Below are 23,579 nucleotides of genomic sequence, written 5' to 3'. Positions count from 1 at the left end.
CATGCGGCGCGTACTCCCCCGGCTGGTCGCGGTGTCGACCACGGCAGCAGCGGCCCTTGTGGCGCTCGCGATTCCGGCCTCCGCGCATGTGCGGGTCACCACCGACAACACCGCACGCGGCGGCTACGCGACGCTGGAGTTCTCGGTTCCCAACGAGTCCCAGACCAAGTCACTGACCACCGAGCTGACCGTTCGGTTGCCGGATGTCGGCTCGGCCAGCACCGAACTGCTACCGGGCTGGACCAGCGCGGTAGATCGCGACACCGCCAAGGGCACAGTCAAGTCGGTCACCTGGAAAGCCGTGGCCGGCAACGGGATCGGACCTGATCAGTTCGCTTTGTTCCGCGTGCGCGTCAAGCTCCCTGATACCGATTCGGTGACCTTCCCCGCGACCCAGACATACGCCGACGGTCAGGTGGTCACGTGGGATCAACAGGCGCAGCCCGGCGGAGCCGAGCCGGAGCATCCGGCGCCCGCCCTGGACCTGACCCAGGGCAAGGCCGACCACGACGGCCACTCGGCACACGCACCTCAGGTATCGGTTACCCATGAATCCGGGGCACACGAAGCGCACCCGGACAAGACGGCGCGCTGGTTCGGCGGCATCGGGCTGATTCTCGGTGCTGTCGCCCTCGTGCTCGCTGTGACGAACAAGCGGAGGCAACAGTGATGGCTGTACTGCGGAAATCGGTATCGGTGTTCGTGTCGGCATTCATCGCGTTGACGCTTGGCCTGGCGTTGCCCGCCGTGGCCTCGGCGCACGCGGTCAAGGTTTCCTCCGACCCGGCCGAGAATGCGGTGCTGTCCGGGCCTCCCGTGCAGGTCAGTGCCACCTTCAACGAACCGCTGCAGAAGCGTTTCTCCGCGATGACGGTCATCGGCCCGGATGACAAGACCGACCAATGGCAGGCCGGTGATCCGGTGGTTTCGGGCGCGGTGATTTCTGTCGGGGTGAAGGCCGGAGCCCCCGCCGGTAAGTACACGGTCAACTATCGGGTGATCTCCGAAGACGGGCATCCGGTGGACGGGTCGTGGGCATTCACCATCACCGGTTCGGGTTCGTCGGCCGCTGCGGGCGCACCTGCGATATCGCAGCAGCCATCGGGGACAACCTCCTCTGCACCGGTGCCGTCGGCCAACCCCACCGATGGCGACCTACCCATGTGGCCGTTTGTGGTCGCCGTGGTGGTCTCGGTGGGAGCCGCGCTGATCTGGACTCAGCGCCGTCAGTCGTAAGCCGTTGGGGGCCTCCACTGGCCTTTTTCCGCCGTGACGGCATGATGGACAACGGCGGGGCGGCAGAGACTCGGGTGTAAGCCGCCCATCGTGGCCGAGAGTGCGCCACGAACACCCAGGACGACCGAAACTTGCGAAGGAGCAGGCGCATGGCGGACCAGGACAATTCGGCCAACGAGCCCAACCAAACACCGGAGAAGGCTGCGGGCGGCGAATCGCCCAAGCCCTCGGCGCCGGCCCGGCCGGCGAAGGCCGCCAAGCGTCCGGCCGCCAAACGCGCACCCGCCAAGCGGCCCGCCGGCTCATCGGCACCGCCCAAGTCGGGCCCCAAGGCCGCGCCCGCGCCCAGCGCTGACGCGGCTCCGAAACCGCCCGCCGCGGCGAAGCCCGCCGAGGCACCCAAGCCCGCCGCCCCGGCGCCTGCCCCCGCAGCGGAACCGGCACCGGCGCCCAAGCCTGCGGCCCAGCCGGTGTCCGAGGCTCCGGCGGCGCCCAAGCCTGTCGCACCGGCATCAAAGCCGGAAGCCGCCAAGCCAGAGCCCGCACAGCCGGATCTCGCGGCCGCCGCCCGGGAGACCGCCGCGCAGGCCAAATCCACCGTCGACTCGGCTCCGCCACCGATCCCGGGCCCCGCCCCCGAACAGGGGCGGCAATCCCCGAACCTGAAGATCGCCGTCGGTGCCGTTGCCGCGATCCTTGCCCTGCTGCTACTGCGCCGCCGGCGCCGCCGGGAGGACTCCGTCGAATCGGAGTGATCGGTCCCGCCGGACTACCGGACCGGTGGCCTCTGAGAGCTGCCCCACCGGGCAATAAACTCGGGGTATGACGACCGCACCGATCACCCCCCGACCGACCGCCGACCTGGGAGACGAGCTCGGCATCGATATGGCCAGCTGCGATCTTCAGCTCAATCAGTACGGCGCGCGGCCGGTGTTCGCCGGAGTCATCACCACGGTGCGCTGCCACCATGACAATGCACTATTGAAATCCGTTCTGTCCGAACCGAGTTCGGGCGGCGTACTAGTCATCGACGGTGGTGGCTCGCTGCACTGTGCCCTAGTGGGCGACGTGATCGCTGGCCTCGCCGTCGCCAGTGGCTGGTCCGGCCTTGTCATCAACGGCGTCGTCCGGGACAGTGCCGAACTGGCGACCATGGACATCGGCATCAAGGCTCTCGGCACCAACCCCCGTAAGGGCCACAAGACCGGGGCGGGGGAGCGTGATGTCGTCGTCAGCTTCGGCGGTATCGACTTCACGCCGGGCGCGATCTGCTATGCCGACCATGACGGCGTTGTCGTGGTTCCTGCCTGATGTCCGTGCGGCGGCTGGCGGAGGCACTGCGGGGAGCACCGGCGCCGCTGGCCGCGGTCGACATAGACGCGGCGCGGAGCAACGCCGCGACGCTGGTCGACGCCGCATCCGGGCTGCCCATTAGGGTAGCCAGCAAGTCCATACGCAGCACCGCACTGATTCGAAAATTTCTGGAAATACCGGGTTTTCACGGAGTTCTTGCGTTTACTCCGGCGGAGGCCGTGCATTTGGGCGATGCCGGCGTCGACGACGTGTTGATCGCCTACCCCAGCGTCGATCGCGGGGCTCTGGCGACGGCAGCCCGGCATCGCTCTGTCATCCGGCCTCTGATCGACTCGGCCGACCACGTGCGCCTGTTGGCCGAGATATCGCGTGAGACGAACGCACCCATCCCGGTGTGTCTGGACATCGATGCCGGTTGGCGACCGCTGGGTGGTCCAGTACATCTGGGACCCAAGCGATCGCCGGTACGCACTCCTGAGCAGGCGGCAGCACTGACCGATCTGGTGTGTGCGACGCCGGGGCTACGGCTTGCAGCTGTGATGGCTTACGACGGGCAGATAGCCGGGGTCGGCGATATTGTGCCGGGAAATCCGTGGTACCAGTTGGCGGTTCGGGGGATGCAGGCCTCATCCCTGCGCGAGCTTGGTGAGCGCCTCCCCCGGGTTCTGGATGCGGTGACCGCACGACTGCGCGCGGCGGGGGCACCGCCGCTGGAGTTGGTGAACTCCGGTGGCACCGGCAGCCTTGCCCGCATCGCAGGGCTCGGCTTCGCCACCGAACTGGCCGCCGGGTCCGGCTTCTTCGCACCCGCCCTGTTCGATCATTACCGCAGCCTGCACCTGGAGCCGGCCGCCGCCTTCGCGCTGCCGGTGGTACGTAAACCTGCACCAGGGCTCGCGACCGTGCTCGGCGGCGGATACATCGCCAGTGGCCCGGCCGGTGCCAGCCGGGTGCCGGTGCCGTCGTGGCCGCCCGGTTTGTCCTTCGAGGCTTCGGAAGGGGCCGGGGAGGTACAAACGCCGTTACGGGGAGCACGCGCGCTGCGGATCGGCGATGCGGTGTGGTTCCGGCACGCCAAGGCCGGTGAACTCTGCGAGCATTTCACCGAGTTACAGCTCGTCGAAGGGGGACAGCACGCCGGATCGGTGTCGACGTATCGCGGCGAGGGAATGATGTTTCTGTGAGCGAATGGCGCAACTGGAGCGGTCAAACATCTTGTGCCCCAGCTATGCTGGTGCGTCCCCGGTCTGAAGATGAACTGGCGTTCGCGCTGAGACGTTCGGCCGGGCGCACCGTGCGACCGATCGGCTCCTCGCATTCCTTTACCCAACTGTGCGTCACCGAGGATGTGCAGATTGATGTCTCCGAAATGCGGCGACTGATATCGATAGACGCTCAGGACCGGGTGCGGGTGCAAGCCGGAATCAGCCTCCACGAACTGAACCGCACGTTGTTGCGGCACGGGCTGGCGCTGCCCAACCTCGGCGACATCGACGTCCAGACACTGGCCGGGGCGGCCGCGACCGGCACCCATGGGACCGGCCTGAAGTTCGGCAACATCTCCCAGACCATCCTCTCGATGCGCATCATGACCGCCGACGGCACTATTCATGAGCTCGACGACGGCGATGCGCTGCGCGCCGCGCGGATATCACTGGGTGCACTCGGCGTGGTCACCGAGTTCACCTTGCAATGCGTCCCGGCCTTCCGGCTGCACCGCAGCCAGTCCGTTCACGACCTTGATACCGTACTGGCCGACCTCCCCACGTTGCTGGCGGACACCGATCATCTTGAGCTGTATCTGTTTCCACACACGCGTCGGGTACTGCTGCTGCAATCCACCCGGACCGACGAGGCGCCATGGCCACGCAATCCGGTCAAACACTGGGTGGAACGCGACCTGGTGGAAAACGGGGCACTCGGCGCGTTGATGTGGACGGCCGGCCGCCTACCCGCTGCCGCCCCTCGGATATCCAAACTTGTTGCAGCGCTGGCTAGTTCCAATGAGTCGCAGGATGAAAGCGCGGCGGTGTTCGCGAGCCCACGCAAGGTGAAGTTCACCGAGATGGAGTATTCGCTCCCGCTGACCAACGCCCGTGAGGCGATCGAGACCGCACTGGCCACCATCGAACGAGATCGCCATCAGGTGGCTTTCCCCCTGGAGGTCCGTTTTACCCAGGCCGACGACGCGCTGCTCGCACCGGCTTATGGCCGCGAAAGTGTGTATCTCGCTGTGCACCAAACGGTGCACGGTTCATGGGAGTCCTACTTCGGCGGCCTCGAGCCCATCCTGATCGGCTTGGGCGGTCGGCCGCATTGGGGCAAGCGGCACACGTTGACGGCCCAACAGTTAAGTGAGCGCTACCCCGAATGGGGCACGTTCCAGGACATCCGTGCACGGCTTGACCCTGGGGGTACGTTCAGCGGCGGATATCTGAACCGGCTGCTCGGGCCGGTCAGCCCCTGAACCAGGGCGGTGGCACCGGTACTGCGGCACGGTCCGGCTCGATCGGCGGGCGCCTCGCACCGGCATTTTCTCCGCCCTGGGCGAAGTCGACGGGCCAGTCGGTCTGCAGCGGCCGAGAATCGGTCGCCGGTACCGCAACGACAGAGGGGCGGTGGTGTCTTCCCACGCAGAGCTCCTTCGCCATCTGGATACGGTTGATACCCAGAATAGGCGCCCCGCCGGGATGATTCAACCGTGGGTGACGGCGGAGCTACCGCTGACCGGCCCAGCGCGGCGGGCGGCCGTCGATGAACGCGCGCGGGCCCTCGGCCGCATCCTGCGAGCCCATCAAACGCAGGTGGTCTGCCGTCTCCCGTGCCGCCACCTCGGCCGCTGACATCCCCGTCATCTGCGCATCCCAGAGCAGCCGCTTGGTCAGGGCCGCGGACTCGGGCGCCACGTTTGTCGCGATATCGTGAGCCATCCTCAGGGCCGCACCCAGTACCTTTCCTGCGGGCAGACACCGGTTGGCCAAGCCTGTCTCGACGGCCCGCTGTGCCGAGAAACTCGCGCCGGTGAGCAGTAGCTCCGCCGCTACCGCAGTACCGACCAGCCTGGGCAGCGTCCAGTGCGCCAGCGCATCGGGTGCCACTCCGAACCGCACCTGCGGTATGGCATAACGCCCCTCCTCGGCAAGGATGCGGATGTCCGCATGCAACGCCAGCGTCATTCCTATACCGATCGCGTGTCCGTTCACCGCCGCGATGACGGGGGTTCTCAGCTCGAACGCGGCCGGTTGCACCGGCGACGCCGAGAAGTCCGGATTACGCGGCGCCGCAAATGTTTCCGCGGCCGCCGAGATCTGGGCACCACTGCAGAACGCGGGTGGCGCGCCGGTGAGCACGATGACACGAACAGCTGGATCGTCGTCGAGCCGCTGATATGCGGCGCCGAGTTGACGACCCAGCTCGACCGTGAAGGAGTTCCGCGTCGACGGTCCGTGCAGCGTGAGAACCGCTACCCCGTCACGAATTTCTTCGTGGAGTTCAGTCACCTAGCTGTTGACGGCCACCGATTCAGATGCCGGCGCCGCCGCCGTCTTCTTCCGCCCGAACCGCATACCCTCGGTGACCCGGCTGCGCCGCATCATCCCGATGTCGTAGGCGTAGTTCTGCTTCAGACGCCAGGGGTGCTTGTTTCCCTGCTTGGGCAACTCATCCAGCGCGCGCAACACGTAGCCGGGGGTGAAGTCCATGAACGGCTGCTTCTCCAGTGTCTCGTCGGCGAGCTCGGGAACCGCTGTGACGTAACCGTTCTCGTCCATGTAGTTCAGCAGCCGGCTCACGTACTCGGACACCAGGTCGGCCTTGAGCGTCCAGGAGGCGTTGGTGTAGCCGATGGTGAACGCCATGTTGGGGATGCCGGTGAGCATCGCACCCTTGTAGACGGTCTGCGCGGGCAGATCCACAGGCACGCCATCCACCGTCGGAATTACACCGCTGAAGAACTTCAGGTTCAAACCCGTTGCTGTGATGATGATATCGGCGTCAAGGTGCTTGCCCGACTTCAGCTTGATACCCGTCTCGTCGAACGTCTCGATGTGATCGGTGACGATATCGGCCTTGCCCTTACGGATGGCCTTGTACAGGTCGCCGTTGGGCACCACGCACAAACGCTCGTCCCAGGGGTTGTACTTGGGACCGAAGTGCGTCTTGTAGTCGAACCCCTTGGGCAGCTGAAGCTTGGCCTGCTGCATGATGATTCGCCGTGCGGCGCGCGGGAACTTGCGGCTGGCTTGGTAGCTGAAGATCAGCTGCCCGATATTGATCCAGCGGGCAATCGGGTAAGCCACCTTGGGCGGCAGAATCTTTCGCAGGCCATTGATGATGGGGTTCTCATTGGGCAGCGACATGATGTAGGTGGGCGAACGCTGCAGCATGGTGATGTGGCCGGTATCGGGCGCCATCGCCGGAACCAGCGTCACGGCGGTGGCGCCGGAGCCGATCACGACCACCTTCTTGCCCTTGTAGTCCAGGTCTTCGGGCCAGTGCTGCGGGTGCACCACGGTGCCTTTGAAGTCGGCCACCCCGGGGAACTCCGGAGAGTAGCCCTGGTCGTAGTCGTAGTACCCACTGCAGCAGAACAGGAAGGAACAGGTGTATTCGATGGTCTTGCCATCGTGATCCACCTCAACGGTCCACTGCTGGGTTTCGGTGTTCCAGGCAGCGCCGACAACCTTCTGCCGGTACCGCACGTGCCCGTCAATACCGGCGTTGGCCGCCGTCTTGTGCACGTAGTCCAGGATCGACGGACCATCGGCCAGGGTCCTGCTGTCGTTCCACGGCGAGAACCGGAAGCCCAAGGTGTACATGTCCGAGTCGGAGCGAATACCCGGGTACTTGAAGAGGTTCCAGGTGCCGCCCATGTCGTCGCGGGCTTCAAGCACCGCGTAGGTCTTGGTCGGGCAGCGATCCTGGATATGCCACGCGGCACTGATCCCGGAGATACCTGCACCGACAATGAGCACGTCAAAGTGTTCGGACATGCCGCGATGCTACCGCTTACGGATCAGCGAGAAAAGTAAAGTTAGACCCTTGCGATCCCGATCACACTGTGTAAAGACCTGGGCGTGTTGCCACTGGTCACGGTGCTTCCCAGTCAGCCCTTGCCGATACCGGCCGGTGCCTTCACCGCGTCGAAGTAGTGATTGCCTCCCTCGTCCTCGTACTCCTCAACGACAGAGATCCCCACGGCGGCGAGCAGCTGCCGGTATTCGCGTGCACCAAGGGATCGGGCTGCCAAACCTGTCAGCGCGTCATTGCCTGACGCTGTTTCCGCCGAGGAGGTGAACAGCAATCTGCCGCCGGGCACCAAAACGCCGGCGATTCGCTGGATCAGGCGCCGCTGATCCTCGGCGGAAAGAAGGAACATCAGTCCCCACGCCAAGACTCCATCGAAGTCCCGTCCGAAGAAGCCGGTGTCTTGCACGGCCTCACAAACAACCGGTGTGCCCGGCAGATTGCGCCGAAACGCCCGGACGAGAGACGGGGCGGCATCCACCGCATAGACCTGAAGTCCTTCGGCCACCATCACCTCAGTGAGAGGAATACCGGGTCCACAGCCCAGATCGACGACGGCCGACCCGCGCGGCAGCGCTGTGGCCCAGTCGCGGACCCGTGTCACCCCGATGGTGGCCGATCGAACCCTGATGAACTCGGTGGCCACACCCTCGTATCCGTTCGACCGATCAACCACGAGGCCCTGAGCCGTGGTAGTTGGCGGGCAGCGCCACCACGCCGTTGATCCACCCCGAGCGGAAGCGGGTGGGCGCTCCGGTCGGCATCAAATCCGGCAGCCGATCCGCCAGCGCGTCGAACATGATGCCGATTTCCAGCCGGGCCAAGTTCGCGCCGAGACAGTAGTGAATCCCGTGACCGCCAAACGCAAGATGCGGGTTGGGGTCGCGCTCGATATTGAACGCAAAGGGGTCGTCGAACACGTCCTCGTCGAAATTGGCAGAGGCATAGAACATTCCGACGCGCTGGTCCTTGCGGATCTGTACGCCGCCCAGTTCGACATCCTGTAGTGCGGTGCGCTGGAAGGCGATGATAGGGCTGGCCCACCGGATGATCTCGTCGGCGGCGGTAGACGGGCGCCGTTCGCGATACAGCCGCCACTGTGCGGGGTTGTCGGCGAATGCCAGCACACCGTGCGTAATCGCGTTACGCGAGGTCTCGTTGCCCGCGACCATCAACTGGATGACAAAGTAGGCAAACTCCAGTGGCGTCAGCGGCCGGTCGTCGTACGCACCGCGCACCAAACCCGTCAGGATGTCATCTTGCGGATTGAGCTGCCGCTCTTCGGCCATCGCGTAGGCGTAACCGAGCATTGAAACCGTCGCAGTGGTTGCCGTGTCCCTGCCGATGGCCGGGTCGTCGTAGGCGAACATCTGATTGGTCCAGTCCAACACCTGTTGTCTGTCCGATTCCGGAATGCCGACGAGGTCGGCAATGGCATGCATCGGTAGCACCGAGGCGATATCGGAAACGAAATTGCCACTGGACTTTTCAGCGGCCTCCTCCACGATGCCGTGGGCCCGCTCCACCAGCCGTGCGTGTAATCCGTTGACTGCCTTGGGCGTGAAGAGCGGCGAAACTATACGGCGCAGGATGCGGTGCTTGGGTTCGTCCATGTCGATCAGCAGGTTCTCGCGCTGAATCTCAAGTTGCTCGGCGGTGATGTCTTCGTTATAGCGCACCACTGTCGTGTTCACGCTGTTGGAAAAGACCTCGTTCAGGCGTGACACCTCTTTGACGTCAGCATGTTTGGTCACCACCCAGTAGCCGTCGTCATCGAATCCGGCCACTCCCCTGGGTTGCGCATTCCACCAGATGGGCTCGGTCTTTCGCAGATACGCAAATTCCTCGGCCGGGATGCGGTGCTGAATGAGATCCGGATCCGTGAAATCGAAACCGGGTGTGAATGGGCAGGTGGTCATCGCTTGAGGTATCCCTTGTCGACGGGAATCTGTGCGCCGGTCATGACCCCGGACGCATCGCCGGCCAGCCACGCCACCACCTCGGCAATCTCGGCGGGCTCGATCAGCCTGTCGTTGTCGACCAGTGTCTGGCTAAAGCTCTGCAGATATCCGGGATACATCTCGAACATCCTCAATACCGACTGATCGCCCGCCAAGGGTGTGTTGGTCCCATAAGGATGAATCGAATTGACTCGAATCCCATACTCGCCCAATTCGATCGCCAGTGAGTTGGTCAAACCCACCACACCGAACTTGGCCGCTACATAGTGCCCGCACCCCGGCATGGCCTTGATACCCGCCGAGGAACTCACCGTGATGATGGAGCCACCGTTGCCTGCCTCGATCATCGCCGGGACCGCGGCTTTGATGGTGTTCCACACTCCGGTCAGATTGACGTCGATGACATCGCGCCATTGGTCGGCCTCGATCTCCCAGAGCCGCGCCCAGCTGGCGATACCCGCGTTGGCCACCACGATGTCCAGGCGTCCGAACCGGGTGATCGCTTCCTGGATCACCTTCTGATGCCCCGCAAGATCGCGTACATCGACGCGTTCGGTGATGATGTCGCGGCCCAGATCCCTTACCGCGGAAATGGTCTCATCGAACTCATGTGACGTAGTCGCCGGGTAGTCGTTGTACGGGGAGGGCTTGTCACAGGTGTCGATCGCCACGATGTCGGCGCCGTCGGCCGCCAACCGGATGGCGTGCGCCCGGCCCTGGCCGCGCCCGGCCCCGGTGATGTACGCGACGCGCCCGGCAAGGGGCTTGTCATGCTGACTGGTCATAGCGCACCTTCGTCTCCATCGAAACCGGCCGCAACGAGTAGTCGGAGATGGGGGAATGCTTGGAGAACCAATTCATCTCACTGACCGTCTGCGGGCGGTAATACCGCGTCTCCCCCTTGGAGTTGACGAAGTAGGTGCTCAACGGCGGTTGGCAGTCGGTGGCATACAGCCGGATCGCCTTGCTCTGGTGCGCCATTTTGCGCACCCACCGGTCAAATGCCCGCCGGCTGACCTCCGCGACCTCGCGGTGGCACCTGCTCGACGCGCCGATGATCCGGGCGGCGTGCCGTGCGTTGGCCTCTACCATCGCGTGCCAGCCCTGCCCCTGGTTACCCTCCGGGCCCACCAGCATCCACCGGTTCGGCAGGCCGGGCAGTGCCGATCCGCCATAGGTTCGCATGTCGTTGTCGCAGTAGTACGTACCCAGGTCGAAGCCGTTGCGGCCTCGCACCGCTCCCGGTTTGTAGTGTTCTGGATCCGTGTAGATCTCATAGCCGGTCGCCAGCACCAACAAGTCAACGGCGTGATGCGCACCATCTGCGGTATCTATGCCGTCCTCGGTGACACGCGCAATCGGTTCAATGACCAGTTGAACCTCGCCGGCATCCACTGCCTGGAGAAAGTCGCTCGACAAGATGGTGCGCCGCGCGAGGATGCCGTAACTGGGCATCAGCGCCTTGCGCAGCTCCGGATCTTGGACGGTGCTACGCAACAATCTGCGGTACCACCGCCGTGCCATGTTGTCGTAGCGGGGAATCAACACGCGCAGGACCGATTCCGGGAGCAGGGGCAGCAGATGGAATAGCACGAACTCGACGATGTCCATGGACACGGCGATCGACGCGTTGATGAGCGTCAGCATCAACGGCGCACTCAGTATCCGCTGGGCGCGCGGCGAGAGCGCAGGGTTGGGTTTGGGGATGATCCATGCCGGGGTGCGCTGGAAGGTCGTCACCGACGCGGCGGTTCGTGCGACGGCGGGGGCGATCTGGATACCGCTGGAGCCGGTGCCGATCACCGCGACCCGCTTACCCGTGTAGTCGTAGGAATGGTCCCACTCGTTCGGGCGCATGACCTTGCCGCGAAAGTCGTTGATACCGGGGATATCGGGGCCCGGTTTGGTGTCAATGTATCCGCCGACGGCACTGATCACGTAACGAGCACGAACGACCGGCTTTCCCGTGATGGTCAGTTCCCAATAGTCGCCATCGTCGTCCCAACGTTCCGCGATCACCTCGCTGCCACCCTGGAAATGCTCGCGCAGGCCCAACTGCGCCACCACCGACAGGTGATAGCGCTGAATATCGGCGCCGTCGGCGAACAGCTTGTTCCACCGACCGGTTCGCGCGAAACTCAATTGGTAGAACACAACCGGGATATCGACGGCAAGCCCCGGATAGGTGTTGTCCCGCCAGGTGCCACCAAAATCATCGGCCCGCTCCAAGATGACGAAATCGTTGATGCCCTGCCGTCGCAGATAGTAGGCGGCGGCGATACCCCCCGGGCCCGCACCGATGATTGCTACCCGAAAGTCGATATCGCTCATGCCAGTCCACGCAAGATGAACCGGGAAAAGTACCTGCGCACCCGGTTCGGGTCCGTCAGGTCCACGGAGATGGCGGGCAGGACCTCGATGCTCATCAGGGTGCGCATGATCCATTCGGCCGCTTCGGTGGCGTCTACGTCCCCGCCGATTTCTCCCCGATGCTTGGCGGCCTCTACCTGCGGCACCCAGAACTCCACAGACCGGCGCATGAGATCGTCGCCGCACTCCTCGAGTACCAGTTCCAACACGTTCGACACGTGCAGCGTCGGGTCCAGGCGATCAGACCACGCGCGGTGGTCACTGATCCGCACCGCGGCCTCGCCAACCTGATCGGTCAGCGTCGTCTTGGCGCTCACCGCCCCGGCGAACAGCTCGATGAACGCACCGGCAATAAAGCCCACGGCGACATCGATGGCTTCTTTTTTGCCGCCGAACCAGTTGTAGATGGTGCCACGTGACACACCGGCCTCGTCGGCGGCAGCAGACAGGCTGAAGCGCTGAATTCCGGATCTGACCAGCGTCTGAGCCACGGCCGCGACGATGGGTTCAGGCACCTCACCGCGCGGGCCCGTCGTCTTTACGAGCTTCATGCTTGAACACATTGCGCGAAAGTGTTCAAAGTGTCAAGAAGTGCTTACCGGCCTTGCCGTGTCCAGGCCAGCAACTGGTCGACCGGCCAGGTATTGATCACCCGATCCTCCGGAACGCCCGCCTCCAGGGCACGCTCGCAGCCGTATCCGGAAAATTCCAACTGCCCAGGTGCGTGCGCGTCGGTATCGATGGAGAAATCGCAGCCGATATTCAGCGCCAGGTCGAGCAACCGCCGCGGCGGGTCCCTGCGTTCTGGTCGCGAGTTGATCTCGATGGCGGTTCCGGAATCACGGCAGGCCCGGAACACCTCTGCGGCATCGAATTTCGACTCTCCGCGGGTGCCGCGCTCCCCCTCTACCAACCTGCCCGTGCAGTGCCCCAGCACATCCACCCGTGGGTTGGTGACGGCGGCGATCATGCGTCGGGTCATCGCGTCGGCGTCCATCGCCAGCTTGGAGTGCACGCTCGCCACAACGATATCGAGCTGCTCAAGGAGCTCAGGGTCCTGATCCAGGTCGCCGTCGTCGAGGATGTCGACCTCGATTCCGGTAAGAATGCGCATGGGCGCCATCTGCTCTCGCATACCGTCGATCACCGCCAGCTGGGTGCGCAGCCGGTCGGCCGACAACCCGTTAGCGACCCGAAGGCGGGGCGAATGGTCAGTGAGCGCACAGTATTCGTGCCCGAGCGCCTTGGCGGTACTCATCATTTCCTCGATGGGCACCGAGCCATCTGACCAGTTGGAGTGCAGATGCAGGTCACCTTTGAGCGCTTCACGCATCGCTCCCCCACCGGTGCTCTTGGCATTGGCCCGCAGTTGTTCGAGCGTGGCCGGGACCTTTCCCGCCCATGCCTCGGCCGCGACCGTCGCCGTCTTTGGCCCAAGACCGGTCAGGCTCTTCCACGTCTTGTTGGCGCCATGGCGTTCTCGCTCTTGAGGACTGAGCCCGGCGATGATCTCTGCGGCCTTGCGGTAGGCCATAACCCGCCGGGATTCCTCGCGAGCGAGTTCTTTGTAATACGCGATCTCCCTGAGTGCCGAGACGGGATCCATGTCCTGGACTCTAGGCGCGAACCGCCAACTCCTCATCAAAGATTTCCGGCGGGTAGTCCTCGATGTCCGCGGTCAGCGTCGCCAGTTCGTCGGGTTCGGCGCAGCCCCCGGTACTGAGGCGCAACCAGCTGGCCGTGGCGATTGTGAAGCACAGGAACACCAACGGATACCAGCCGCTCACCAGCTGACCCGCCCAGAAGGGCCGCAGGTCCAGGAAATTCCAGTACACGCCACTGAAGTAGATGGTGGTGTGTCCGCGACCGGGCCGATGCAGAGTCCACATGAAGACCAGCGCGAGAAGTCCGGCCGCGCGGTAGATCCAGCCCTGAGACCACGGCCCTTGCGTGGTGCACGCCTTCGCGACCAGCCAAACAATCGCGGGTGCGAACCACACCCAGTGGGCGGCCCAACTGAACGGCGACACCGCACACCCGGTCAGGCCCACCAGTATCAGCGCCAGCGCGTGTTCGCCCCTGCGATGCGCCCACACCGCCACCGCGAGGCCCGCGGCAAGAACCAAGAGGCTCAAGGCAATCCACAGCCATTCGGGTCGCGGCTGAGGAAAGAAGTACCGGGCAAGGAATCCGTTGATCGTCTGGTTCGCCAGATGGTCGATTCGGCTGATATGTGCGGTGTCACCCAGATGACTCCAGAACCATTCACTGTCACGCGGCAGGAGCGGCCACGTCAACGCCACGGTGGCAGCCATAGTGCCCAGGGCGTGCGTCGCGGCGCGCCACTGGCGCGTGCACAGCAGATATGGCAGGAAGATCAGCGGGGTGAGCTTGATGCCCGCGGCGAGGCCGAGCCCGACGCCCCGCCAGCGCGACTGCGCCGGGCCCAACAAGTCGAGCAGCACCACCGCCATGAGGAGGATGTTTATCTGCCCCCACCACAACGTGGCCTGCACCGGCTCGACGTCGACGACGATGGCGGCAAGCGCGGCACTGGCCAGACCCAGCCGGCTGTCCGCGCGGACACCGGCCAACCGCAGGATGCGCCACGCGATGAGCGCCAGCGCCGAGAGCGAAAGAATCAACAGCATCCACTTCGCCACCTCAAAGGATGCCCACGCGAGCGGCGCGAGAACCAACGTGGCGAAGGGCGGGTAAACGAACCAGGCCTGGTTCAGGGCCGGTGCCTCGTACAACCTCTTGCCATCCCAGAGGCCGCGCACGGCCGCACGATAGGTGTCCAGGTCATAGCCGTTCTGGGTCAACCCGAAGAAACGGACGTCGAACGGCACAAGGTGGTCGTGCACCACCATCGCCAACACCGCCGCGACCAGTGCGCCCACCACGGCGCTACGCGGCAGCCGCTTCTCCCCACCCCAGCTGTGCACCCGGCCGAGTTTACGACCGCGGCGGTTAGGACGCGGCGCCGATCTTGGTCTCTTGCTGCCAGACGGCGGCGACGTCGTTGAGGTCGAGACACAGAGTCGCCGCAAGCTGCACGACGGCACCGAACGCGGGCGTCGGGAGCCGACCGGTCTCGATCTTCCGCAGCGTCTCCGGCGAGATCCCCGCAGTGCGCGCCACCTCGTCAAGAGGGCGGTCGGCGCGGGCGGCGCGCAGCAGTCGGCCCAGACGCTTGCCCGCGGCGAGTTGTGCGGCGGTGAGCGGCTGACGGACCATGGCGCCGACTCTAGTCTTGGTATTTAAATACCGAAAGCCCTACAGTGGTATTTAAATACCGTCAAGGAGGTACACGTGATCGAGCTGAAGTCGCCCGCGGAGATCGGGCGCATGCGCGTGACCGGCGAATTCGTGGCCTCCGTGCTCGCCGAGTTGTCGTCGTTGGCCGCACCGGGTGTCAATCTGCTCGACCTGGAGCAGCGGGCTCGTGAGATGGTCAGCGACCGCGGCGCCGTGTCCTGCTACTGGGACTACTCCCCCTCGTTCGGCCGCGGCCCATTCCGCAACGTGATCTGCCTTTCCGTCAATGACGCTGTGCTGCATGGACTTCCTCACGACTATGTGCTTGCCGACGGCGATCTGTTGAGCATGGACTTTGCGGTGAGCATCGATGGGTGGGTCGCCGACTCCGCAGTCAGTGTCATCGTCGGGACACCAGAGCCCGAGGATGTCCGACTCATCGACACCACGCGGGCAGCTCTCGATGCCGCCATTGGCGCGGCCCTCCCGGGTAATCGACTCGGCGATATCTCGGCGGCCGTGGCTGCCGTCGCAGAGGGCGCCGGGTACCGGATCAACACCGACTTCGGAGGGCACGGCCTGGGCCGCACCATGCACGAGGATCCCCACGTGCCCAACAAGGGAACGGCCGGCCGGGGGATGAAGCTGGAGCCGGGCCTCACGCTCGCGCTCGAACCATGGTTCGGTCGTGGAACCGACCGGCTCACCGTGGACGCGGACGGGTGGACCCTGCGGATGGCGGACGGTTCACGCGGCGCGCACTCCGAGCACACCATCGCCATCACCGAGGACGGGCCGCAGGTGCTGACGGTGCAGGGCTAGGCCCACTACGCCGCGCAGCTCTCGCGAAGTACTGGCTGCAACGTCGATAGCGGGACCCTGACCTCGAAGAGTCCGGCTCCGACCGGACCGAGCCGGACTGACGGCAGGAACAACAGCAATGAGTCACCGTCCAAAACCCAGGCGTCATACGAGTCGACGTACGTGTGACTGTGCTCGCTTCCCAGGGGCAATGGCTCAAACTCGTCGACGGTCAGTGGCGAGTTACCCTCCGGCCTGTTGGCGTTGAGTTCATCGATCTTCTTCTGAAGGTACGGGCGCACATACGGCGGCAGCACCTTGCCGGGATCGGTTCCCCCACAAAATAAGTCGGCGAGCTGCAGTTGCCTTCTCCGTGGGATATCGAAAGTGAAGGTTGCCAGCGCGGTGTTCGGATGGGCTGCGCCACCGAAGAATGTGTAGTACTTGAACAGCACCGACTTGTCTGTCGGCGTCCGCTCATAGCGGACATAGTCCAGCGTCGCCTCACTGCTGCGAACGTACCCCTCATCCAGGGACGAAAATTGCCACAGAAATTTCCTCACGTTATCGGTCAACGCTGGGCCCATGACCGGGTCATCGAGCAACTCCGGCGAATATTTGGCGATCGCCGTCATATCAGCGCCCTTGCTGTTCCGGGAAATCAGCGTGCAGGTAGCGGCACTTTCGTCCCACGCTCCACGCATCTCCCGGCATAGGCCGACCGCACTCGACGGCTCTGCCCGGACCACCGGCGCAGTGCCCGCCCAGCCGCATAGCGCCGCGGCCAGCACACTGGCCGCTATACGCACCCTCGTCATCTCCCCCTAGCGGCCACCCGGCGCTCACCAGCACCGGCTACCACCCACACTCCGGCTGGTTACAGGTCCATAACGATCTTAAAATGATGCGCGTGTCCGCATTCCGACACGCCGACGCTCATCGTGAGCAACGCTCAGTGGCTGAAGCGCAGAAGCTCTTCGGGAGTGATGAGTCGCTCGTTCTTGGCAGGGAAACTATGACTCTTCATGGGGTGGCGGAGCAGTGACCAGGCAATTCGGCCAACCCATGTCTTGGTAACGGGTGTGTTGGGCACGAGGACATCTCCTGCGTCGGCAAGCTTTCAGAACCGGTCAGTAGCATAACGCAAATTCCTGCCGATCTCACGTGTCACACCCGCTTCACGCAAACCTCTGCGGTAATCGGGGTTGACATCGTTGCGAGCTACCGAACCGGAGCAAGCCCGGCAACATCTGCGCTCACACGCAGAACGGCTAGCGCTGCGGGGCGGCCGTCGGCTTGATCGGCGCCGGAAGCGCCGTCTCACCGGTCAGATACGCGTCCACCGCGGCAGCGGCAGAGCGGCCCTCGGCAATCGCCCACACGATCAGCGACTGTCCGCGTCCCATATCCCCGGCCACGAACACGCCATCGACAGAGGTCGCATACGCGTCATCGCGCGCCACATTGCCACGCTCGGTGAACTCCACGCCCAGGCTCTCGAGCAGACCCGGCTTCTCCGGACCGACGAATCCCATTGCCAGGAATACGATGTCGGCTTCCAGCTCGAAATCCGAGCCCTCCACCTTCTCGAACTTGCCGGCGTTGAAGACGACCTCGTGCGCACGCAAACCGGTGAGCTTGCCGTCCTCGCCGAGGAACCGCTCGGTGTTGACGGCGTAGATCCGCTCGCCACCCTCTTCGTGCGCGGAGGCCACCCGGAACAGTGTCGGGTAGGTGGGCCACGGGTCGCGCTCGGAACGGCTCTCCGGCGGCTTGGGCATGATCTCGAACTGCTGAACACTCGCCGCACCCTGCCGGTGGGCGGTGCCCAGGCAGTCCGCGCCGGTGTCGCCACCACCGATGATGATGACGCGCTTGCCCTTCGCCGTGATCGGCGGCTGGCCATCGGCGTCCACGACATCATCGCCGAGCTGCACCTTATTGGCCCAGGGCAGGTATTCCATGGCCTGGTAGATGCCCTCGAGCTCGCGGCCGGGAACCGGCAGGTCACGCCAGGCGGTCGCTCCGCCCGCGAGGACCACCGCGTCGAAGTTTGAACGGAGGTGATCCGCCGTTATGTCAACTCCGACATTCACGCCGGCCTCGAAAACCGTTCCTTCGGCCCGCATCTGTTCCAGACGCCGGTCGATGTGGCGCTTCTCCATTTTGAACTCGGGGATGCCGTAGCGCAGCAGCCCGCCGATCCGGTCCGCGCGCTCGTAGACGGTGACGTCGTGTCCGGCGCGGGTGAGCTGCTGTGCCGCAGCCAGTCCCGCCGGGCCCGAGCCCACGACCGCTACCTTCTTGCCGGTCTTCACCTCGGGCGGAATGGGCTTGACCCAGTCGTTCTCGAAGGCGTTGTCGATCAACTCGACCTCGACCTGCTTGATGGTCACCGGGTCCTGGTTTATGCCCAGCACGCACGATGCCTCACAGGGCGCCGGGCAGAGCCGCCCGGTGAACTCGGGGAAGTTGTTGGTCGCATGCAGCCGCTCGATGCCCTCGCGCCAGTTCCCGCGGTACACCATGTCGTTCCACTCCGGAATCAGGTTACCCAGCGGGCAGCCCTTGTGGCAGAACGGGATTCCGCAGTCCATGCAGCGCGATGCCTGAATTTGAAGTCTCGAAGACTCGAAATCTTCATAGACCTCTTTCCAGTCGAGCAGCCGCAGCGGCACGGGGCGCCGCTTGGGCAGTTCGCGGGTGGTGTGGTTCAGAAAGCCGCTTGGGTCACCCACGAGCAGCCGCCATGATCGCTTCGTTCACATCGCCTCCGGTCAGCTCCGCGTCGGCGATGGCCTCCAGGACGCGACGGTAGTCGCGAGGCATCACCTTGACAAAGGAGTCGCTGTGGCCGCTCCAGTCGGCCAGAATGCGTTGTCCGACAGCAGAGTCGGTCGCCGCCACGTGCTTCTCGATGAGGCTGCGCAGCACCTGCTGATCGTCCGGATCCAGTGCGTCCAGATCCACCATCTCGTCGTTGAGGTTGTCCATCAACCGCTTGTCCGGGTCGTAGACATAGGCCACGCCGCCCGACATGCCTGCCGCGAAGTTGCGGCCCGTCGGGCCGAGCACCACCACGGTGCCGCCGGTCATGTACTCGCAGCCGTGGTCGCCCACACCTTCGACGACGGCCGCAGCCCCGGAGTTTCGGACCGCGAACCGCTCACCGACCACGCCGTTGAGGAAGGCCTCACCGCTGGTGGCACCGAACAGAATCACATTGCCGCCGATGATGTTCTTCTCGGCCACAAAGCCTTCCGGCGCCTCGCGGGACGGGCGCACCACGATGTGTCCACCGGACAATCCCTTGCCCACGTAGTCGTTGGCATCGCCGAACAGCCGCAGCGTGATGCCGCGCGGGACAAACGCGCCAAAGCTGTTGCCGGCGGACCCGGTGAACGTGATATCGATGGTGTCGTCGGGCAGGCCTTCTCCGCCATAGGCTTTGGTGACCTCGTGGCCCAGCATGGTGCCGACTGTCCGGTTGACGTTGGTGATCAGCGTCTCGAACTTCACCGGGGTGCCGTGGTCGAGTGCCTCGCGGCTCATCACGATGAGCTGCTGATCCAGCGCCTTCTCCAGGCCGTGATCCTGCGAGCCGCTGCAGTACAGGTCCTGGTTCATGAACGCCGACTCGGGCTCGGTCAACACCGGGGTCAGATCGATCTTGCTGGCCTTCCAGTGCGCCACCGCGCGTTCGATGTCCAGCGCACCGACCTGGCCCACCGCCTCGTTGACGGTGCGGAAGCCGAGTTCGGCCATGAGCTCGCGCACCTCTTCGGCGATGAACAGGAAGAAGTTCTCCACGAACTCGGGCTTGCCGTTGAACCGCTGCCGCAGCACCGGGTTCTGCGTGGCCACGCCCACCGGGCAGGTGTCCAGGTGACACACCCGCATCATGATGCAGCCGGAGACCACCAGCGGAGCGGTCGCAAAACCGAACTCCTCGCCGCCGAGCAGCATCGCGATCATCACGTCGCGGCCGGTCTTGAGTTGGCCATCGACCTGCACGACGATGCGGTCACGCAGACCATTGAGCAATAGCGTCTGCTGCGTCTCGGCCAAGCCGAGCTCCCACGGCGCGCCCGCATGTTTCATGGACGTCAGCGGGGTGGCGCCGGTTCCACCGTCGTGGCCGGAAATAAGCACCACGTCGGCATGGGCCTTGGAAACCCCCGTGGCCACCGTGCCAACACCGTTCTCCGACACCAGCTTCACGTGGATGCGTGCCTGCGGGTTGGAGTTCTTCAGATCGTGGATCAGCTGCGCCAGGTCCTCGATCGAGTAGATGTCGTGGTGCGGGGGAGGGGAGATCAGACCCACGCCCGGAGTGGAGTGCCGGACCTCGGCCACCCACGGGTACACCTTGTGCGCGGGAAGCTGGCCGCCCTCGCCGGGCTTGGCTCCCTGAGCCATCTTGATCTGGATATCGGTGCAGTTGCTCAGGTAGTGCGAGGTGACGCCGAACCGGCCGGAGGCCACCTGCTTGATGGCACTGCGGCGCCAGTCGCCGTTCTCGTCCGGGGTGAACCGGCGTGGATCCTCGCCGCCCTCACCGGAGTTCGACCGTCCGCCCAAGCGGTTCATCGCGATGGCCAGCGTCTCGTGCGCCTCGGCGGAGATGGAGCCAAAGCTCATCGCACCGGTCGAGAAGCGCTTCACAATCTCGCTGGCGGGCTCCACCTCGTCCAGTGGAACAGGTGGGCGCACACCGGTCTTGAACTTCAGCAGACCGCGCAGCGAGGCCATCCGCTCGCTCTGGTCGTCGACCAGCTGGGTGTACTCCTTGAACACCGAGTACTGGCCGGTGCGAGTGGAGTGCTGCAGCTTGAAGACCGTGTCCGGGTTGAACAGGTGGTATTCGCCCTCACGGCGCCACTGGTACTCGCCGCCGACCTCCAGCTCGCGATGCGCCCACTCCTCGGGGCGGTCCAGGAAGGCCAGGTTGTGTCGCGAGGCCACATCGGCGGCAATCTCGTCGAGGCCGATACCGCCGGTGGGGCAGGCCAATCCGGTGAAGTATTCGTCGAGCAGCTCCTGCGACAGGCCGATGGCCTGGAACAGCTGAGCACCGGTGTAGGAGGCCAGCGTGGAGATGCCCATTTTGGACATCACCTTGAGGACGCCCTTGCCGGCGGCCTTGATGTAGTTGCGAATCGCCTTGTCGCGATCCACACCCGTGATCACACCGCGGTCGATGAGGTCCTCGATGGACTCGAACGCCATGTAGGGGTTGACCGCCGCGGCGCCGAAACCGACCAATGCCGCAACGTGGTGCACCTCGCGGGCGTCGCCGGCCTCGACAACCAGGCCGACCTTGGTGCGCGACCGCTCGCGAACGAGATGGTGGTGCACCGCCGCGACAGCCAGCAGCGACGGGATGGGCGCCATCAGGTCGTCCGATTCACGGTCGGACAGGATGATCACCTGGGCGCCGCCGGCGATGGCCGCGGAAACCTCCGCGCGCACCGACTCGAGTGCCGTGCGCAGTCCGGCACCGCCCTCGGCGACCGGGTACAGGCAGCGGATAACCCGGCTGGAGAAGCCGTGCGCGCGGCCGTTGACCGTGTCGGCGGGATCGAGGTGGATCAGCTTGTCCAACTCGTCGTTGTGCAACACCGGCTGCGGCAGCAGGATCTGGTGGCACGACTCGGCCGTCGGATGCAACAGGTCACCCTCGGGACCGATCACACCGCCGAGGCTGGTGACGACCTCCTCGCGGATGGCGTCCAGCGGGGGATTGGTGACCTGAGCAAAAAGCTGCTGGAAGTAGTCGAAAAGCATCCGGGAACGGTTGGACAGCACCGCGATCGGGGTATCGGTGCCCATCGAGCCGAGTGCCTCGGCACCGGTGCGGGCCATCGGCGCCACCAGCAGGTTGATCTCTTCATAGGTGTAGCCGAACACCTGCTGGCGCAACACGATCCGGTTATGCGGCATGTGCTGATGCGGGCGGTCCGGCAGCTGCTCGAGACGCACCAGACCTTCCTCGAGCCACCGCTGATACGGCTCGGCCGCGGCCAGCTCGGCCTTGACCTCTTCATCGGAAACAATGCGCCCCTGGGTGGTGTCCACCAAGAACATGCGGCCGGGCTGCAGGCGGGTGCGCTGTACGACGGTGGACGGGTCCAGGTCCAGCACGCCGGCCTCGGAGGCCATCACGACAAGTCCGTCGTTGGTCACCCACACACGCGACGGCCGCAGACCGTTGCGGTCCAGGACCGCGCCGACGATGGTGCCGTCGGTGAAGCAGACGGACGCCGGCCCATCCCAGGGCTCCATCAGGGACGCGTGGAATTCGTAGAAAGAACGCAGTTCGGCGCTCATATTTTCGTGCCGTTCCCACGCCTCGGGAATCATCATCAGCACCGCGTGGTGCAGGGGGCGGCCACCCAGGTGCAACAGTTCCAGTGCCTCGTCGAACCGCGCCGTGTCCGAGGCACCGCGCGTACAGATCGGGAAGATCTTCTCGAGCTGGGCCGGGTCACCGAAGACGTCGGTCTTGATGAGCGCCTCACGGGCCCGCATCCAGTTCTCGTTACCCGCGACGGTGTTGATCTCGCCGTTGTGCGCCACCCGGCGATAGGGATGTGCCAGTGGCCAGGACGGGAAGGTGTTGGTGGAGAAGCGCGAGTGCACGATGCCCAGTGCGCTCTCGACCCGCTCGTCCTGCAGATCAAGGTAGAACGCCCTTAGCTGCGGGGTGGTCAGCATGCCCTTGTAGACAAAGGTGCGGCCGGAAAGACTTGGGAAGTAGACGGTTTCCTCACCCAGGCTGCCCCGGCCGGATCCCTGGTTGCCCAGCTCATGCTCGATGCGCTTGCGCACCACGTAGACGCGCCGCTCCAGATCGATGCCGGAGGCGCCGGCGATGAACAGCTGACGGAAGGTGGGCATGGCATCGCGGGCGAGGGCACCCAGCGAAGAGTCGTCATGAGGAACCTCACGCCAACCCAGGACCGTCAAACCCTCTGCCTCGACGATCTTCTCGACGGCCTCGCACGCTGTGGCGGCGTCCTTGGACCCCTGCGGCAGGAAGGCGATACCGGACGCGTAGCTGCCCTCGGCGGGTAGCTCGAAGCTTCCCTGTTCGGCCAGGACAGCACGGAAGAACTTGTCGGGAATCTGCAGCATGATTCCGGCGCCGTCGCCGCTGTTCGGCTCGGCTCCCGCGGCACCACGGTGCTCCAGGTTCAGCAGTGCGGTGATGGCCTTGTCCACGATGTCGCGGCTGCGCCGGCCGTGCATATCCACGACCATGGCGACACCGCACGAATCGTGCTCGTATGCCGGGTTGTAAAGCCCGGTCGCGGGGTGTGGCATGGGCTGCTCGTCTCGTCTCCAGGGCCTGCCCGGGCGCATCGCCTGGATGCTCCCGTCGTGCCCTCCTCGAAGGTGCCTCACAGACCGGCACGGGGTGGTGCTGTACCCCGGGGCTGGCCCGTTGGCCCTTGTCCGTAGCGTCCTTCTCGGCCGTCTGCTCCGTGGGCTCGCGGCGATGAACCGCTTGCGTGAAGAGCATCCGGCTCCGACGATGAGGCACCCACCGGACACCGTTGACCAGCGGATCTCGTGCCCCGACGCGACAAGTAACCAAAACGATATGTC

The 23,579-nt window shown here is 64.8% G+C and carries 21 protein-coding genes; 7 read left to right on the top strand and 14 right to left on the bottom strand.

From position 1 onward, the window contains the following. The first annotated feature begins 1 nt into the window (after position 1). From MAB_RS00705 to MAB_RS00680, 6 genes are all read left to right on the top strand, one after another. Positions 2-670: a YcnI family copper-binding membrane protein gene (locus MAB_RS00705; protein WP_005084137.1), complete on the top strand. Its 669-nt coding sequence runs from the start codon at positions 2-4 to the stop codon at positions 668-670. Next, positions 670-1,236, top strand: a complete 567-nt coding sequence (locus tag MAB_RS00700) for a copper resistance CopC family protein (protein WP_005084138.1) — start codon at positions 670-672, stop codon at positions 1,234-1,236. Before MAB_RS00705 ends, MAB_RS00700 begins: the two co-directional genes overlap by 1 nt. Before the next feature lie 149 nt (positions 1,237-1,385). After that, positions 1,386-1,991, top strand: a complete 606-nt coding sequence (locus MAB_RS00695; RefSeq protein ID WP_005112860.1) for a hypothetical protein — start codon at positions 1,386-1,388, stop codon at positions 1,989-1,991. A 67-nt stretch (positions 1,992-2,058) separates the two neighbouring features. Beyond that, positions 2,059-2,547 carry a ribonuclease E activity regulator RraA gene (rraA, locus tag MAB_RS00690; protein WP_005084140.1) on the top strand — a complete coding sequence of 163 codons (489 nt, stop codon included), beginning with the start codon at positions 2,059-2,061 and terminating at the stop codon, positions 2,545-2,547. After that, the gene (locus MAB_RS00685) at positions 2,547-3,734 is read left to right on the top strand and encodes an amino acid deaminase/aldolase (protein ID WP_005112859.1); all 1,188 of its coding nucleotides are present in this window, start codon (positions 2,547-2,549) and stop codon (positions 3,732-3,734) included. Before rraA ends, MAB_RS00685 begins: the two co-directional genes overlap by 1 nt. Next, on the top strand, positions 3,731-5,017 hold the full coding sequence (locus MAB_RS00680) for a D-arabinono-1,4-lactone oxidase (protein WP_074232739.1): 1,287 nt from the start codon (positions 3,731-3,733) through the stop codon (positions 5,015-5,017). Before MAB_RS00685 ends, MAB_RS00680 begins: the two co-directional genes overlap by 4 nt. On the opposite strand, the gene MAB_RS00675 is transcribed toward MAB_RS00680, so the two are convergent. The 11 genes from MAB_RS00675 to MAB_RS00625 form a co-directional block, all read right to left on the bottom strand. Next, complete coding sequence (locus MAB_RS00675; protein WP_021268929.1) at positions 5,007-5,201, bottom strand: hypothetical protein; 195 nt, start codon at positions 5,199-5,201, stop codon at positions 5,007-5,009. The two genes, MAB_RS00680 and MAB_RS00675, sit on opposite strands and share 11 nt — an antisense overlap. Before the next feature lie 66 nt (positions 5,202-5,267). Further along, positions 5,268-6,050, bottom strand: a complete 783-nt coding sequence (locus MAB_RS00670; RefSeq protein WP_005112858.1) for an enoyl-CoA hydratase/isomerase family protein — start codon at positions 6,048-6,050, stop codon at positions 5,268-5,270. Beyond that, positions 6,051-7,541, bottom strand: a complete 1,491-nt coding sequence (locus MAB_RS00665; RefSeq protein ID WP_005084144.1) for a flavin-containing monooxygenase — start codon at positions 7,539-7,541, stop codon at positions 6,051-6,053. It lies immediately after the preceding gene. Positions 7,542-7,654: 113 nt separating this feature from the next. Beyond that, a complete protein-coding gene (locus MAB_RS00660) occupies positions 7,655-8,221 on the bottom strand; it encodes a class I SAM-dependent methyltransferase (RefSeq protein ID WP_005091907.1) in 567 nt (188 codons plus the stop codon). Between the two features lie 22 nt (positions 8,222-8,243). Next, positions 8,244-9,494, bottom strand: a complete 1,251-nt coding sequence (locus MAB_RS00655; RefSeq protein WP_005112857.1) for a cytochrome P450 — start codon at positions 9,492-9,494, stop codon at positions 8,244-8,246. Beyond that, on the bottom strand, positions 9,491-10,321 hold the full coding sequence (locus MAB_RS00650) for a mycofactocin-coupled SDR family oxidoreductase (RefSeq protein ID WP_005112856.1): 831 nt from the start codon (positions 10,319-10,321) through the stop codon (positions 9,491-9,493). The genes MAB_RS00655 and MAB_RS00650 overlap by 4 nt, the downstream gene beginning before the upstream one ends. Then, a complete protein-coding gene (locus MAB_RS00645) occupies positions 10,305-11,867 on the bottom strand; it encodes a flavin-containing monooxygenase (protein ID WP_005112854.1) in 1,563 nt (520 codons plus the stop codon). The genes MAB_RS00650 and MAB_RS00645 overlap by 17 nt, the downstream gene beginning before the upstream one ends. Next, entirely contained in the window at positions 11,864-12,457 is a 594-nt protein-coding gene (locus MAB_RS00640) for a TetR/AcrR family transcriptional regulator (protein ID WP_005112853.1), read from the bottom strand. The genes MAB_RS00645 and MAB_RS00640 overlap by 4 nt, the downstream gene beginning before the upstream one ends. Before the next feature lie 44 nt (positions 12,458-12,501). Further along, complete coding sequence (locus MAB_RS00635) at positions 12,502-13,512, bottom strand: PHP domain-containing protein (RefSeq protein ID WP_005065134.1); 1,011 nt, start codon at positions 13,510-13,512, stop codon at positions 12,502-12,504. Positions 13,513-13,522: 10 nt separating this feature from the next. Further along, positions 13,523-14,854, bottom strand: a complete 1,332-nt coding sequence (locus tag MAB_RS00630) for a glycosyltransferase 87 family protein (protein ID WP_005112852.1) — start codon at positions 14,852-14,854, stop codon at positions 13,523-13,525. A gap of 25 nt (positions 14,855-14,879) precedes the next feature. Further along, positions 14,880-15,146 carry a helix-turn-helix domain-containing protein gene (locus MAB_RS00625; protein ID WP_005112851.1) on the bottom strand — a complete coding sequence of 89 codons (267 nt, stop codon included), beginning with the start codon at positions 15,144-15,146 and terminating at the stop codon, positions 14,880-14,882. A gap of 75 nt (positions 15,147-15,221) precedes the next feature. Between MAB_RS00625 and map the strand changes: the two genes are divergently transcribed. Continuing rightward, complete coding sequence (gene map / locus MAB_RS00620) at positions 15,222-15,989, top strand: type I methionyl aminopeptidase (RefSeq protein WP_005084151.1); 768 nt, start codon at positions 15,222-15,224, stop codon at positions 15,987-15,989. Positions 15,990-15,994: 5 nt separating this feature from the next. Here the strand turns inward: map and MAB_RS00615 are convergent, their stop codons facing one another. The 3 genes from MAB_RS00615 to gltB form a co-directional block, all read right to left on the bottom strand. Continuing rightward, positions 15,995-16,786 carry a DUF3298 domain-containing protein gene (locus MAB_RS00615; RefSeq protein ID WP_005114310.1) on the bottom strand — a complete coding sequence of 264 codons (792 nt, stop codon included), beginning with the start codon at positions 16,784-16,786 and terminating at the stop codon, positions 15,995-15,997. Positions 16,787-17,239: 453 nt separating this feature from the next. After that, entirely contained in the window at positions 17,240-18,706 is a 1,467-nt protein-coding gene (locus MAB_RS00610; RefSeq protein ID WP_005062753.1) for a glutamate synthase subunit beta, read from the bottom strand. Beyond that, complete coding sequence (gene gltB / locus MAB_RS00605) at positions 18,699-23,294, bottom strand: glutamate synthase large subunit (RefSeq protein WP_005086150.1); 4,596 nt, start codon at positions 23,292-23,294, stop codon at positions 18,699-18,701. Before gltB ends, MAB_RS00610 begins: the two co-directional genes overlap by 8 nt. Between the last annotated feature and the right edge of the window lie 285 nt (positions 23,295-23,579).

The organism is Mycobacteroides abscessus ATCC 19977 (genome assembly GCF_000069185.1).
In the GTDB taxonomy this organism is placed as follows: Bacteria; Actinomycetota; Actinomycetes; order Mycobacteriales; family Mycobacteriaceae; genus Mycobacterium; species Mycobacterium abscessus.
This window is presented reverse-complemented; position numbering and strand designations above follow the sequence as displayed.

Coding starts and splice junctions, on each gene's coding strand:
- MAB_RS00705 (WP_005084137.1), top strand. CDS start 2: ATGCGGCGCGTACTCCCCCGGCTGGTCGCGGTGTCGACCACGGCAGCA.
- MAB_RS00700 (WP_005084138.1), top strand. CDS start 670: ATGGCTGTACTGCGGAAATCGGTATCGGTGTTCGTGTCGGCATTCATC.
- MAB_RS00640 (WP_005112853.1), bottom strand. CDS start 12,457: ATGAAGCTCGTAAAGACGACGGGCCCGCGCGGTGAGGTGCCTGAACCC.
- MAB_RS00645 (WP_005112854.1), bottom strand. CDS start 11,867: ATGAGCGATATCGACTTTCGGGTAGCAATCATCGGTGCGGGCCCGGGG.
- MAB_RS00635 (WP_005065134.1), bottom strand. CDS start 13,512: ATGGATCCCGTCTCGGCACTCAGGGAGATCGCGTATTACAAAGAACTC.
- gltB (WP_005086150.1), bottom strand. CDS start 23,294: ATGCCACACCCCGCGACCGGGCTTTACAACCCGGCATACGAGCACGAT.
- MAB_RS00685 (WP_005112859.1), top strand. CDS start 2,547: ATGTCCGTGCGGCGGCTGGCGGAGGCACTGCGGGGAGCACCGGCGCCG.
- rraA (WP_005084140.1), top strand. CDS start 2,059: ATGACGACCGCACCGATCACCCCCCGACCGACCGCCGACCTGGGAGAC.
- MAB_RS00650 (WP_005112856.1), bottom strand. CDS start 10,321: ATGACCAGTCAGCATGACAAGCCCCTTGCCGGGCGCGTCGCGTACATC.
- MAB_RS00625 (WP_005112851.1), bottom strand. CDS start 15,146: ATGGTCCGTCAGCCGCTCACCGCCGCACAACTCGCCGCGGGCAAGCGT.
- MAB_RS00695 (WP_005112860.1), top strand. CDS start 1,386: ATGGCGGACCAGGACAATTCGGCCAACGAGCCCAACCAAACACCGGAG.
- MAB_RS00665 (WP_005084144.1), bottom strand. CDS start 7,541: ATGTCCGAACACTTTGACGTGCTCATTGTCGGTGCAGGTATCTCCGGG.
- MAB_RS00655 (WP_005112857.1), bottom strand. CDS start 9,494: ATGACCACCTGCCCATTCACACCCGGTTTCGATTTCACGGATCCGGAT.
- MAB_RS00615 (WP_005114310.1), bottom strand. CDS start 16,786: ATGACGAGGGTGCGTATAGCGGCCAGTGTGCTGGCCGCGGCGCTATGC.
- MAB_RS00675 (WP_021268929.1), bottom strand. CDS start 5,201: ATGGCGAAGGAGCTCTGCGTGGGAAGACACCACCGCCCCTCTGTCGTT.